General features: G+C 72.5%; 11 protein-coding genes. 4 read left to right on the top strand and 7 right to left on the bottom strand.

Annotation, left to right across the window (positions count from 1 at the left end):
• The first annotated feature begins 501 nt into the window (after nucleotides 1-501).
• The 4 genes from ACIP9H_RS25685 (at nucleotide 502) to ACIP9H_RS25670 (ending at nucleotide 5,335) form a co-directional block, all read left to right on the top strand.
• On the top strand, nucleotides 502-1,902 hold the full coding sequence (locus tag ACIP9H_RS25685; RefSeq protein WP_401961091.1) for a phospholipase: 1,401 nt from the start codon (nucleotides 502-504) through the stop codon (nucleotides 1,900-1,902).
• A 2-nt stretch (nucleotides 1,903-1,904) separates the two neighbouring features.
• The gene (locus ACIP9H_RS25680) at nucleotides 1,905-3,845 is read left to right on the top strand and encodes a glycoside hydrolase family 5 protein (protein WP_401961090.1); all 1,941 of its coding nucleotides are present in this window, start codon (nucleotides 1,905-1,907) and stop codon (nucleotides 3,843-3,845) included.
• Between the two features lie 140 nt (nucleotides 3,846-3,985).
• On the top strand, nucleotides 3,986-4,600 hold the full coding sequence (locus tag ACIP9H_RS25675; RefSeq protein WP_401961087.1) for a DUF4328 domain-containing protein: 615 nt from the start codon (nucleotides 3,986-3,988) through the stop codon (nucleotides 4,598-4,600).
• A 3-nt stretch (nucleotides 4,601-4,603) separates the two neighbouring features.
• Nucleotides 4,604-5,335: a PhzF family phenazine biosynthesis protein gene (locus ACIP9H_RS25670; RefSeq protein ID WP_401586614.1), complete on the top strand. Its 732-nt coding sequence runs from the start codon at nucleotides 4,604-4,606 to the stop codon at nucleotides 5,333-5,335.
• Between the two features lie 60 nt (nucleotides 5,336-5,395).
• On the opposite strand, the gene ACIP9H_RS25665 is transcribed toward ACIP9H_RS25670, so the two are convergent.
• The 7 genes from ACIP9H_RS25665 to ACIP9H_RS25635 form a co-directional block, all read right to left on the bottom strand.
• On the bottom strand, nucleotides 5,396-6,397 hold the full coding sequence (locus ACIP9H_RS25665) for a hypothetical protein (protein ID WP_401961084.1): 1,002 nt from the start codon (nucleotides 6,395-6,397) through the stop codon (nucleotides 5,396-5,398).
• 78 nt (nucleotides 6,398-6,475) lie between these two features.
• Complete coding sequence (locus tag ACIP9H_RS25660; protein ID WP_401961081.1) at nucleotides 6,476-6,838, bottom strand: nuclear transport factor 2 family protein; 363 nt, start codon at nucleotides 6,836-6,838, stop codon at nucleotides 6,476-6,478.
• 78 nt (nucleotides 6,839-6,916) lie between these two features.
• On the bottom strand, nucleotides 6,917-8,539 hold the full coding sequence (locus tag ACIP9H_RS25655) for a M4 family metallopeptidase (RefSeq protein WP_401961078.1): 1,623 nt from the start codon (nucleotides 8,537-8,539) through the stop codon (nucleotides 6,917-6,919).
• A gap of 343 nt (nucleotides 8,540-8,882) precedes the next feature.
• Nucleotides 8,883-9,035 carry a hypothetical protein gene (locus ACIP9H_RS25650; RefSeq protein ID WP_401961076.1) on the bottom strand — a complete coding sequence of 51 codons (153 nt, stop codon included), beginning with the start codon at nucleotides 9,033-9,035 and terminating at the stop codon, nucleotides 8,883-8,885.
• 121 nt (nucleotides 9,036-9,156) lie between these two features.
• Nucleotides 9,157-9,951 carry a crotonase/enoyl-CoA hydratase family protein gene (locus tag ACIP9H_RS25645; RefSeq protein ID WP_401961073.1) on the bottom strand — a complete coding sequence of 265 codons (795 nt, stop codon included), beginning with the start codon at nucleotides 9,949-9,951 and terminating at the stop codon, nucleotides 9,157-9,159.
• A gap of 37 nt (nucleotides 9,952-9,988) precedes the next feature.
• Nucleotides 9,989-11,185, bottom strand: a complete 1,197-nt coding sequence (locus tag ACIP9H_RS25640; protein ID WP_401586601.1) for an alginate lyase family protein — start codon at nucleotides 11,183-11,185, stop codon at nucleotides 9,989-9,991.
• Between the two features lie 281 nt (nucleotides 11,186-11,466).
• Nucleotides 11,467-11,904 carry a subtilase-type protease inhibitor gene (locus tag ACIP9H_RS25635; RefSeq protein WP_401961069.1) on the bottom strand — a complete coding sequence of 146 codons (438 nt, stop codon included), beginning with the start codon at nucleotides 11,902-11,904 and terminating at the stop codon, nucleotides 11,467-11,469.
• Nucleotides 11,905-11,989 lie beyond the last annotated feature (85 nt).

Raw genomic sequence — 11,989 nt, 5'->3', positions numbered from 1 at the left:
CACCGGCTCGCATCAGACAGCACCACATCCCACCCCATGCCCACCTCAACGAGCCCGCTGCCCACCCGTCACGGCAAAGACCGTTGCAGTACTAGCCTGCGTCCCCCTCGTTGTTGGTACGGCTACCCCGCACCCCCGGCCCCCGGCCGGGGGTGCTCCGTGTGTGCCGGCGCGACGGGACAGGCGGGCGTGCGCGCCGCGTCGACGCACGCGATCCGCGGCACGCCGGCTCTCCCCGGTACGCCTGCCGCGACCGACGCTTCGTGCGCCAGGAGTGGGGCGGCGGCCCGCGGATGGCGTCGCCGCCCGACAGGGCCCCCGGCCGTGCGGACCGCCTCGCCGCCGTCGCCGGCCGTGCGCTGCCCGCCCCGAGGCATCCGTCCGCGGCGGGTGAATCCCCACCGACTCTCGGACGAACCCGCCCCGTCGCGTCGCGGGCGGTCCGATGCCCGCCGCCTCGCGTGCTTTCCCGGCAAGCGCGCGTGATGGTATGTCATGCCCATGACTCACCCTCGGAGAGACCGTCTCCGCTCCCCCCACCTTGCCCGCGCGTGCGCCGTGGCCGCCGCCCTCGCGGCGATCACCGTTCCCGCGCTCCCGCAGGCCTCCGGCGCCACCGCCGCGGTACCGGGCGGCCCGCTGTACGTGCAGAGCGCCGTCAACGGCCTCAACGCGTCCGACAGCGGCGGCTCCGTAGCCCTGCACCGCCCCAAGGGCAACGAGGACCACCAGCAGTGGACGGCCGTGGCCGTACCCGGTGGTCACGAACTGCGCAGCACCGACGACGCGACCCACTGCCTCGGACGGTCCGGCGCCCAGGCCGCCATCGTGGCCTGCGGCGGCCCGAGCGCCGTGTGGCAGGTGACCGCCGCGGACCCCGGGACGTACGCCCTCGGTGTCCCCGGCACCGCCGACCGCCTCGCCCTCGGCGCCGCCCCCGCCGGCGGGGTGTACCCCGAGCTCCCGCAGATCGGCGCCGACGGCCCCCTCGCCCGCTGGTACCTGACCCCCGCACCGCTCCCCCGGGCCGCGATGCCGCCCGCGGACCGGCGCACCCTCGACCAGGTCACCTTCCTGACCGCGCACAACGCCTACGCCAACGGCGTCGACGGCGGCTTCGCCCCGCCGTTCGTGAACTTCTTCCCCAACCAGTCGCGCGGCATCGTGCAGCAGCTCGACGACGGTGTGCGCGGCTTCATGATGGACATCCACCAGACCCCGGACGGCGCGATCCTGTGCCACGACAGCTGCACCCTGGTCAGCCGCCCGGTCGCGCTGTGGGTGGACGTCCAGCGCATGGTGGACTTCCTCAAGGCGCACCCGGGCCAGTTCGCCACCGTCTTCCTGGAGGACTACGTCTCCGCCGACGTGCTCCGCTCCGAACTCGCCCGCGTCAACGGCCTCCAGGACGTCCTGTACCGGCCCGACCAGGACGGCGTGCGCGAGCACGGCTGGCCGAGGACGGCCGATCTCGCCGCCCGCGGCAAGCAGTTGATGATCTTCACCGACCGCACCCGCGCCGCGGACTCCGGGGGCCTGACCCGCGACAGCTTCGGCGTGATGTACCAGCAGGAGTGGACCGTCGAGAACTACTGGTCCATGGGCTCGGGCCTGGGCGGTTCCGACTGGTCGTGCTACAGCCGCTGGTACGGCGCGGGGGCCAACGTGCCCCTCACCCGCGAGGAAACCGCCTTCCACCCGCTCTACGTCATGAACCACTTCCGGGACGCGACCATCGCCGGTACCGCCACCACGGACAACAGCAAGCTGCTCAACCGCATCCAGAACTTCTGCGAACCGGCCGCCCGCAAGAAGCCGAACTACGTGGCGGTGGACCGCTACGACCTGGGCTCGCCGCAGTCGGCGGTCGACCAGCTCAACGGCTACACCGTGGTGCCGTAGCCATGGGGAGGACACATGTGCGCAGCCCTCTCCTCGCGGCGGCCGCAGCCCTCGCCACGCTCGTCGCACTGCTCACCCCGGCCGCGGCGGCGGCCCCCGTACGGACAGCCGCGGTGACCGCAGCCGCCGCACCCGCCACCCCCCTCGCCGCGTCGTGGACCCCGCCGCTCAGCACCCGGGGCCGCTGGATCGTCGACGCCGACGGCAACCGCTTCAAGCTCAGGTCCGGCAACTGGCACGGCGCCAGCGGCACCTGGAACGGCTCCGGCGACGTCGCCGACCCCGCGAACCACCACGCGGGCGAGGACTCCGGCCGCATGCCGCTGGGCCTGGACCGCGCCCCGATCACCGAGATCCTCGCGGGCTTCGGCGAACTGGGCATCAACAGCGTCCGGCTGCCCTTCTCCGACGAGATGATCCACGACACCGTCCCCGTCACCGACGCCTCCGTCGCGGCCAATCCCCAACTGCGCGGCAGGACACCGCTCGAGGTGTACGACACCGTCGTACGGGCGCTCACCGACGCGGGATTCGCCGTGATCCTCAACAACCACACCAACACCACCCGCTGGTGCTGCGGCGTGGACGGCAACGAACGCTGGAACGCCTCGCAGTCCACCGCTGCCTGGGAGACCGACTGGCTGTTCATGGTGCGCCGCTACCGCGACAACCCCCGCGTCGTCGGCGCCGACCTGTACAACGAGGTCCGCCGCTCGGTCCTGGACGACCCCAACTGGGGCCTCGGAGACGACCACGACTGGTTCGCCGCCTCCCAGCACCTGGGCGACCGCATCCTCCAGGAGGCCGACCCCGATCTGCTGATCATCGTCGAGGGCATCAACTGGACCGGTCTGCCCATCGACGGCTTCCCCCACGACCGCCCGACGCTGGAACCCGTCCAGCGGCTGTCCCACACCCTCGTACGGTCCGGGAAGCTGGTGTACTCGGCGCACTTCTACGGCTACACCGGCCCCCGCCACAGCGGCGCCACCGGGATCGGCGAGACCCACGACCCGCGCTACAGCGACCTCTCCCGCGACGACCTGTACGCGGAGCTGCGCCGCCAGGCCTTCTACGTCCTCTCCACCCCCGACCAGCACTTCACCGCACCGCTGTGGATCAGCGAGTTCGGCGTCGGGGGCCGCGACGAGACCGATGGGAAAACCCGCGCCTGGTTCGCGAACTTCACCGACTTCCTGATCCAGAGCGACGCCGACTTCGCCTACTGGCCGCTCGTCGGCTGGCACGAGAACCGCCGGGGCAACGGCTGGGCCCTGCTCCACTGGGACGCGGCCGGACACCGCATGGGCCTGTACGACGGCGACGACTGGCGCGCCGACGCCTGGACCCGGCTGATCACCGCCCCCGGCAGGACGGGCCGCGTCGACCCCGTCCCCCGCTGGTCGATGCTCAGCCCCGACCACGGCGACTTCGTGCAGAGCCTGCGCCTGCGGGCCCGTCCCGACTGGGACTCCGGCGCCCGCAAGGCGGCCTGCCCCGACGGCCAGCGGCTGGTCGGGGTGGCCCACACCGGCAACCGCGGGCTGTGCACCGACACCGGCGCGGGCGACCTGTGGGCCGCCTCCGGCGCGTACGAGGTGGTGACCGACGAACGGTATGTCGCCTCCGGCGGCGACTGGGCCTCGGGGTACACCAAGTACCAATGCCGGCAAGGTGACTTCATGGTGGGCTACGCCGTCCGCGGCGCCGCCGTCTCCAGCGTCCTGTGCGCCGTCGCCCGTACCTCCCTCGGCACGGGCGGCCGCACGGTGTGGTTCGACCGCGGGGACAACCGGCCGGCCTCCGCCAAGGGCGGCGACTTCGCGTACGGGAACTACAAGGGCCAGTGCGCGGACGGCGAGTACGCGGCCGGCCTCGCCTTCACCGGGCGTATCGGCTCCTCGCGTACACCCGACGCACTGTATTGCCGGCCCTTGACATAGCCCTGACCAGGAAGGGTCCCGGACCGCGTGCGGTCCGGGACCCCCAACTCGTCGGCGCGCAGGGCGATCACACCCTATGATCACTCCGCCCCCGTGTCCGCTGCCTCCGCGCACGCCCTTGAGAAGCAGGCCCCCCGACCATGACAGCACCTCCCCGCAAGGCACCCCGGCTGCTCGCCCGCGCCGCACAGACGGCGACAGCCGCGACTGCCGTCGCGGACGTCTTCCGCGCCCTGGAACTCCGGGAACACACCGTGCCCCACCTGGTGTCCCAGCAGGACGAGCCGCCGCAGGACTCGATCCTCGGCACTCAGATCTTCATCTGGCTGATGACGTTGTCGGCCGTGCTCTTCCTGATGTGGCTCGCCAGGGCCCGGCGCAACGCCCTGCAACTGTCCCCCGAGGCCGAGGTGCCGACCGGCGGCTGGGTGACCTGGGCGTGGTTCGTCCCCCTGGTCAACCTCTTCGTCCCGCTGCAGCACGTCCTGGCGATCGGGCGCGCGAGCTCCCCGGTGTGGGACAGGAAGCGCGACACGACGCTGGTGGGCCTCTGGTGGGCGGGTTGGGTGGGGCACGGGCTCGCACTCACCGCGGTCGCCCAGATCTCCCCGGGGTCGATGGCCGGGCTCGTGGTCGCCGAGGTGCTCATGGCGGCCGCCGCCGTCCTGCTGATCCTGGTCATCGAGCGCATCACGGCGCTCCAGTCCGCCGCGCCCGACCGCCCGGCTCCCGTCCCCACGCTCGCCGAGGTCTGAGCCATGCACTCCGGATATGACATAGTCCGCGTCTTCTGCGCACCCGACGGCGGCCTGGGCAACCGCGTCGCCGTCGTCCGCGACGAGGACGCCGCCGCCAACGAGGCCGAACGCGCCACTTTCGCCCGGCAGTCGGGCCTTCCCGAGACGGTCTTCGTCGACGACAGCGAGCGCGGGGTCGTCGACATCCGCATCCCCGGCAGCCGGCTGCCCTTCGCGGGCTCGGCCTCGCTCGCGGCCGCCTGGCTGCTGGACGCGCCCGAGCTGATCACCCCCGCCGGAGAGCTGGGCGTCCGGCTCGACGGGGAGTTCAACTGGGTCGAGGCCAGCCCCGAATGGGCCAGGAGCCGGACCCTGCGCCAGTACGCCTCGCCCCGCGAGGTCGACACGCTCCCCGTGCCGCCCCCCGGTGAATGGCTGTACGCCTGGGCCTGGGAGGACGAGGCCGCCGGCCGCGTCCGCGCCCGCGGCTTCCCCGGCCGTCCCGCCGGCCCCGCCGAGGTCGAGGCCTCCGGCTCCGCGGCCTTGCTCCTCACGGACCGGCTGAATCGTTCCCTCAACATCACGCAGGGCCGGGGCTCCCAGATCCTCACCGCCCCCCAGCCGCACGGCCTGGTCGAACTCGGCGGCCGGGTCCGCCTCGACCGCGCCGTCCCGGGCAGCCGCCCCCGCCCCGCCATCACCCTGGGCACCTCCCCGTCCTCCCGGCGCCGCATCCACCTGCTCGACCTCTGACCGCGCCCCGCCCGCGCGAGCGGGCGGGCCGCACACGCCGTACCGGTGGTCCCGGCGGGTCTACTCCAGGGCCTGCTCGTACCACCGGAGCACGCGCAGGGCCCGCAGGGTGTTCCACCGGCTCGGCTTGCCCGCCCCCTCGTCGAGGGGGAAGTGCAGCGCGCCGGGATGCGGGTTCTCCAGCGGCCAGCGGCCGTCCGCACCGCGCTTGGACCGGACCGCATCGATCGCCTCGGCCACCCGGTCGTCGGGGGTGACTCCTGCCGCGCGCAGATGGTCGAGAGCGCGCAGCACGTCGTAGTGCCAGAAGGGCGGGTAGGAGAACTCGGTCCAGGCGGCCGGTCCGCCGGTCTTGCGGTCCCGGTCGACGGCCCTGCCGGTCGACAGCCGCCGGAACAACCGCCGCTCCAGCAGGTACTCCTGGCCGCGGAGCCGGGCAGCGGCGGCGTCGGGATCGCCTCCCACCGCCCGCTCGTGTTCCAGCAGCCCTTCCAGTACCTCGATCGTGGTGTGGAACGAGCCCCGGGTGGAGCCGTTCTCCTGCTCGCAGTTCCACCCGCCGTCGGCCATCTGCTCGCCGAGGAGCCGCTCGACGACCGGTGCGACGTCCACGCCGAACCAGGCCCCGAGCGCCACGGTCCGGCCGTTGATGCACGGCTCCACCTCCCCGGAGAAGAACGGCTCGCCGTCGTGCTCCCACCGGACGTTGTCGCGCACCAGACCGACCGCGCGGCGCACCGTCGCGCTGTCCGGTCCGGCGCCGAAGGCCCGAAGCAGCACCAGACTCCAGGTCGTGGACGTCCACCCGGGGAACAGGGTCCCCTGCCGCGCGGGTCCGAGCGCGAGCCACCACTTCTCCGCGTCCCCGGAAGGGAACGCCGGGACCGCGGAGGGCCACTGGCCGTGCGGCAGCTGGAGGGACAGCAGCCGCCCGCCCCAGCCCTCGCGCGCGACGCGGGCCCGCTCGGCCGCGACCTGCGCCTCGGGAGCGTCGGTGAGATCCCGCATCACCTGCCAGCGGATCGCCGGGTCGCTGTCCAGGAGCCAGCCGACGACGTCCATATGGTGCGCCTCCTCCGGGAACGGCGCCGGCTCTCCGCGGCGCGGGTGCCACGCGAACCGTGCGCGTCGCATGGCGGTTCAGACGACGTCCGCGCTGCCCTCGCGGTAGACCTTGGCTGCGGCGACGAGGCCGTCGCGGAGCACATAGAAGGCGGCGATCGGGTACGACCGCGTCTCACCACCGTAGGTCAGGGTCTCGGTCATCTGGCAGGCGGCACGGGTGCCTTCGACAATCAGGTCCCGTACCTCCAGCGTGGGCAGGAGCCCGCGCATCGCCTCGCCGAAGAACTCCCTCAGTGCGGCGCGACCGCGCACCGTCGTGCTGCCGGTGATCCACACGGCGTCCTCGGTGAAACCGGTCAGCAGGCCGTCCACGTCACGGGCGTTGAAGGCCCGCACGTGCTCGCGCACGGCCGCCGCCGCGTCGGTCGTCCTCGTCACGCGGACAGTATGCCGGGACCCCGCCGGACCGGCTCTGGTGCGGGCCGGTACGGCGGGGTCCGGTGGCTGTGCGGGAGCTCAGTTGACGTTGACGGCGGACCAGGCCGCGCCCACGGCGGCGTAGTCGGCGCCGGACGCGCCGTAGAGGTCCGCGGCGGCCTTGAGGGTGGCGGTGCGGGCGCCCGCGTAGTTGGTGCCGGAGGTCATGTAGACCGTCAGTGCCCGGTACCAGATCTTGCCGAGCTTGTCGCGGCCGATCCCGCCCACCGTGGAGCCGTTGCAGGTGGGGCTGTTGTAGCTGACGCCGTTGACCGTCTTGGCCCCGCTGCCCTCCGCGAGCAGGTAGGCGAAGTGGTTGGCGACGCCCGAGGAGTAGTGGACGTCCAGGTTGCCGACGCCGGAGCTCCAGCAATCGGCCGAACTGCCGTCCTTCGACGGCTTGTCCATGAAGCGCAGCGCCGCCTCGCCGAAGCCGGGCTTCACAATGCGTTCGCCGATGAGGTAGTCGCCGAGGTCGGAGGTGTTGCCCGCGGACCACTCGACCAGGGTGCCGAAGATGTCCGAGGTGGCCTCGTTGAGGCCGCCGGACTCGCCGGAGTAGGTGAGTGCCGCGGTGCGCGAGGTGACGCCGTGGGACATCTCGTGACCGGCGACGTCGAGGGCGACGAGCGGCCCGAAGGTGGTGCCGTCGCCGTCTCCGTAGGTCATGCAGAAGCAGCTGTCGTCCCAGAAGGCGTTGTTGTAGTTGCTGCCGTAGTGGACGCGGTTGTACGAGCCCTTGCCGTCGCCGGCTATGCCGTTCCGGCCGTGCACGGTTTTGTAGTAGTCCCAGGTCTCGTCGGTGCCGTACTGGGCGTCGACGGCGGCCGTCGCCCGGTCGGCCGTGGTGCCGGTGCCCCAGTGGTTGTCGGCGTCGGTGAACAGCACCGCGGGGGCGCGGGAGAAGCAGATCCCGAAGAGGCACAGGTCCGTCTTGTTCTGTGCGTCGCCGGTGTAGGTGTTCCCCCGGGTCGGGTCCTTCAGCTGGTAGCTGCTGCCGCTGAGGGTGGTCTCCAGGGGGACGTTGCCGCCGTAGAGGGACGCGCCGTCGCCCGCGGCGGTCTCCAGGGCGTCCCAGGCGTCGATCCGGGCGCCCGTGCGGGCGTCGGTGACGATGACGCGGGCGGCGGGGTTGCCAAGGCTGTCCAGGCCGACGGCGGTGGTCCGCCAGGCCAGGCGCGGCGTGCCGTGCAGGGCGTCGACGACCAGTTGGGGCTTGGCCTTGGCCTGCCGGAAGGCCGTGCCGCGGTGGGCCGAGCGCAGGGCCGCCACACCCTGGTCGGCGGCGGTGGCGGCCCGTACGGCGGGCGTGACGCTCGGCACGGCGAGGTCGGCGCCGGTGGCCCGCTGCGTTCCCGCCCAGGCACCGCCGGGGGCCAGGTGCACAACCATGTCGCCGCCCAGGACGGGCAGTCCGCGGTAGGTGCGGTCGTAGCGGACGTGCTGCGCGCCGTCGGAGTCGGTGACGACGTCGCGGACGGTGCGCCCCTGCCCGGCCGGCAGGCTGACGGCCGCGTCGGCACGGGCCACGCCGGTGGCGCGCGAGGGGAGGTTCCGGTGGTCCGCCGACGCGGCCGACGGCACCAGGAGCGCCGCGGTCAGGGCGGTGACGCCGACGGCCGCGGCGGTCGCGGTCACGGCGCGTCTCATTGTGTGCTGCATCCTGCTCCTCGGGTCGCGGGGACGTGCGCGGAGGCGCATGCGCGGTGGGGAGGTGAAACGGAGCCAGATTTAAGTGCTCATGACATTCCGTTGTCCAGAGGGCACACACAGCCCACACACAGGAACCAGCCACCCCGCACGCCCCGGTCACGGGGGCTCCGCGACGAGGGACGGCGGGCACCGGTGCCATCCCGCCCCGGCGGCAGCGCCGTTGTCACGCACGGCCAGGCCGTGGCCGCGTACCGGGACCGGACCGCACCGGACCGGACCGGACCTGCGGGGGGGGGCCGGACCTGCGGGGGCCGCCTGCGCCCCGTCAGCGCGGCCCCCTCGTGCCGGCCTGTCACCGCATCGGGTCAATTCCCGCCCGGCGGGCAACGCGACGGGTCGGAACGGTGGTGTGCCACATCAGAAGGGTCGTAAAGGCCGGAAAGGCCAGAAGGGCGGGAAAGGTGATGACGGTGATGGTGAGCACGATCGATGCGGTGACGGGCACGTGCCACGACGGTGACCTGCGGTCCGGCGGCCGCCACGGGCCGAGGGCAAGGCCCGGGCCGACGGGCGACCACGGCCGACGACAGCCCTCCGCAGGACCTCCCGTGTCAGGACACCGCGCGTCAGGAAGTCGCGCCCGGCCCGTCCTGCCGGAGGGTCCCGTGCCGCCCCGCGCCCGCGGCGAAGCGGGCCGCACCCTCGGCCGCCTCCGCGAGCGAGATCCGGCCGTGCCGCAGTTCCGCGGCGAGAGCCGCGCCCTCCTGGAGCCCTTCGGCGTCGAGCACGGCCAGCCGGTCGTGCCGTACACAGGTCTGCGGGAACGCGGCGATCTCCGCCGCGAGCCGCTCCGCCGCCTCACGCGCGCCGCCCGCCGGGACGACCCGGTTGACCAGGCCCATGGCGTACGCCTCGGCCGCGTCGACCGGACGGCCCGTCAGGATCAGGTCCATCGCCCGCGAGGTGCCGATGAGGCGCGGCAGCCGGACCGTGCCGCCGTCGATGAGCGGCACGCCCCAGCGCCGGCAGAACACACCGAGCACCGCGTCCTCCTCGGCGACCCGCAGGTCGCACCAGAGGGCGAGTTCCAGGCCGCCGGCCACCGCGTGACCGGAGATCGCCGCGATGACCGGCTTGCCCAGCCGCATCCGGGTCGGGCCCATCGGGCCGTCCCCCTCGTCCCGTACGTCGGTCACCTCGTTCCCGCGCGGGGTGCCGATGGCCTTGAGGTCGGCACCCGCGCAGAAGGTGCCGCCGTCGCCCCACAGCACGGCGACGGAGGCGTGCGGGTCGGCGTCGAACTCGCGGAAGGCGGTGGCAAGTTCACGTGCGGTGGGACCGTCGACGGCGTTGCGCGCCGCCGGGCGCGAGAGCACCACCGTCGTGACGGGTCCGCTGCGCTCCACACGTACAGCCGCCATGGCCCTGTCCCCTCCGCCGCCGATCACCTCTACTGGTTCACGAGAGGTTATCCCCGTGGGTCAGCGTCTCCCAGGCGACGAAGAGGTTGTTGCTGCCGGCGGGGCGCTGGGACTCGGTCAGCGCCTGGGTGTTAGTCATGGCGTAGCCGAGGCGGTTGTGGATCGCGTTGTAGCCGACCTCGGTCACCGGTCCGAGTCCGAGGTTCAGGTGCCCGCCGCACAGCCAGGACGGCACGGCCTCACCCCGCTGGTACTTGGACTGGAACCCGAGCGCCTGCCGGAGCCGCTCGCCGACCTGCGGGTAGAGGTCCTGGCCCTGGATGCGGCTGGTCTCGGCGACGTGGGAGATCGCGGAGATGCCGTAGCCGGTGTGGGTGAAGTCCCGGCAGGTCTCCTGGGTCAGGCCGGTCACGAAGGTGGACTGGCCCTGCCAGTAGCCGACGATCTCGTCCCGGGTGTCGAGTCCGCTGCCGGGCACGGTCTTCGGCAGCGCGCCGTCGGTGTCGAGGTAGACGTACGCCGCGACGCGGTTGAGGTAGCGGGTGACGGCCTTGTCGTACGAGGCCTTGTCGTCGAGGAAGACGGAGATGCCGACGGCGGCCTCCATCATGCTCAGCTCCCAGTTGCCGTTGCTCTTGGAGCCGTTGATGACCTCGGGGAGGTAGACGTTGCGCAGCATGGTCGCGAAGCGGTTCACGTTCGGCCAGTTGCCGTACGAGTAGCGGATGATCTCCGCGGCCCGCGGCCACACCGAGCCGGCCCAGCCGGTCTGCAGCGGCGCGTTGCTGTTGGTGTGGTCGGTGATGGTGGCCGACCAGGCGTCCATGAGCTGGATCGCCTTCTGCGCGTACCTGCTGTCGCGGGTGATGTACCAGGCCAGCGCGTTGGTGTAGGCCGCGATCGCATCCTCGCGCTCGTCGGTGCAGCCGTAGTTGGGGTTGGAGTACGAGCCGCACTCGACCACCGCGCGCGGCTTGGGGGTCCGGGACTGCGAGGCGTAGGGGGAGGCCATCATCTGGTCGTAGGCGGCCTTCCAGGGCTGCGCGCCGACCTGGACCTTGCCGCGGACGAAGTCGAGTTGGGACTGGCTGACCAGGACGCCGGGGTGCGTGAAGGCCGCCGGTGCCGCCGAGGCGCGGCCGGTGCCGGGGACCGCTGACAGCAGTGCGGCCACGAGGGCGGCGCTGAGGGCGAGGACTCCCTTGGACAGGAGGCCGCGAGGGGTGAAGGACATGTGGGGGACGCCTTCCCAGGAGACGGCGCGTTCACAGGAGTGAACAGGGGACTCACCCATGAACGCTGCGATTGACGGATGACGGTAGGACTAGACCAATGCCGCGTCAAGCCCCCGCGAACGAAAGGAAATTGCCGTGCACACTCAACGCCGGCGCACAAAAAATCAGGGGCGGCCGACTCCGTCCCACGAGTCGGCCGCCCCCCACAGGGCTCTCCCCCACGGTGAACCCCGTGGCCATTGGGTCACACCTTTGGCGTCACCACCCGCCCGACGGTCCGTCAGAAGGCGAAGACACCGTGTGTGTCACTGCCGCGCAACATGCACGCATTGCCGAACGCACGGCTGAAGGTGACACGCCGGCCCTCCCAGACCCCGTCCGCCGTGACGACGACCGGATCCCAGATACGCGTGCAGCTCACACCCGAGGGCCCGGCGGTCAGCGCCGCGAAGTCCCCCTGCACCGATCTGAGTTCCGCGCAGGCGGACACCGGGTCCGGGTGGTCGCCGTACGGACTGGGGCTGCACCGCAGGACCACCGTGCGCTGCATGGTCGCCGTGGCCGGATCCTCGCCCTTGCCCACGGACAGCACCACGGCGGAGGGTGCGTACAGGCTCGTCGCACCGGCCGGCCGCGCCTCCGCGGTGCCGGCCGCCACGCCCGCCGAACCCACCGCCGCCACCAGGGCCAGACAGGCACTCACCGCACTGAACCGCATAGCGAACACTCCTTCGGCTCTCGCTCCGGTAATCGGACGTCCCGGAGTCTTGTGCATCGGACACGTCCGCGTCACATCGCTCCGC

This window comes from Streptomyces sp. NPDC088732, from assembly GCF_044751205.1.
GTDB lineage: Bacteria > Actinomycetota > Actinomycetes > Streptomycetales > Streptomycetaceae > Actinacidiphila.
This window is presented reverse-complemented; position numbering and strand designations above follow the sequence as displayed.

Excerpts from the sequence above, each read along its gene's own strand:
- ACIP9H_RS25685 (WP_401961091.1), top strand. The coding sequence starts at position 502 with ATGACTCACCCTCGGAGAGACCGTCTCCGCTCCCCCCACCTTGCCCGC.
- ACIP9H_RS25680 (WP_401961090.1), top strand. The coding sequence starts at position 1,905 with ATGGGGAGGACACATGTGCGCAGCCCTCTCCTCGCGGCGGCCGCAGCC.
- ACIP9H_RS25675 (WP_401961087.1), top strand. The coding sequence starts at position 3,986 with ATGACAGCACCTCCCCGCAAGGCACCCCGGCTGCTCGCCCGCGCCGCA.
- ACIP9H_RS25670 (WP_401586614.1), top strand. The coding sequence starts at position 4,604 with ATGCACTCCGGATATGACATAGTCCGCGTCTTCTGCGCACCCGACGGC.
- ACIP9H_RS25665 (WP_401961084.1), bottom strand. The coding sequence starts at position 6,397 with ATGGACGTCGTCGGCTGGCTCCTGGACAGCGACCCGGCGATCCGCTGG.
- ACIP9H_RS25655 (WP_401961078.1), bottom strand. The coding sequence starts at position 8,539 with ATGCAGCACACAATGAGACGCGCCGTGACCGCGACCGCCGCGGCCGTC.
- ACIP9H_RS25645 (WP_401961073.1), bottom strand. The coding sequence starts at position 9,951 with ATGGCGGCTGTACGTGTGGAGCGCAGCGGACCCGTCACGACGGTGGTG.
- ACIP9H_RS25640 (WP_401586601.1), bottom strand. The coding sequence starts at position 11,185 with ATGTCCTTCACCCCTCGCGGCCTCCTGTCCAAGGGAGTCCTCGCCCTC.
- ACIP9H_RS25635 (WP_401961069.1), bottom strand. The coding sequence starts at position 11,904 with ATGCGGTTCAGTGCGGTGAGTGCCTGTCTGGCCCTGGTGGCGGCGGTG.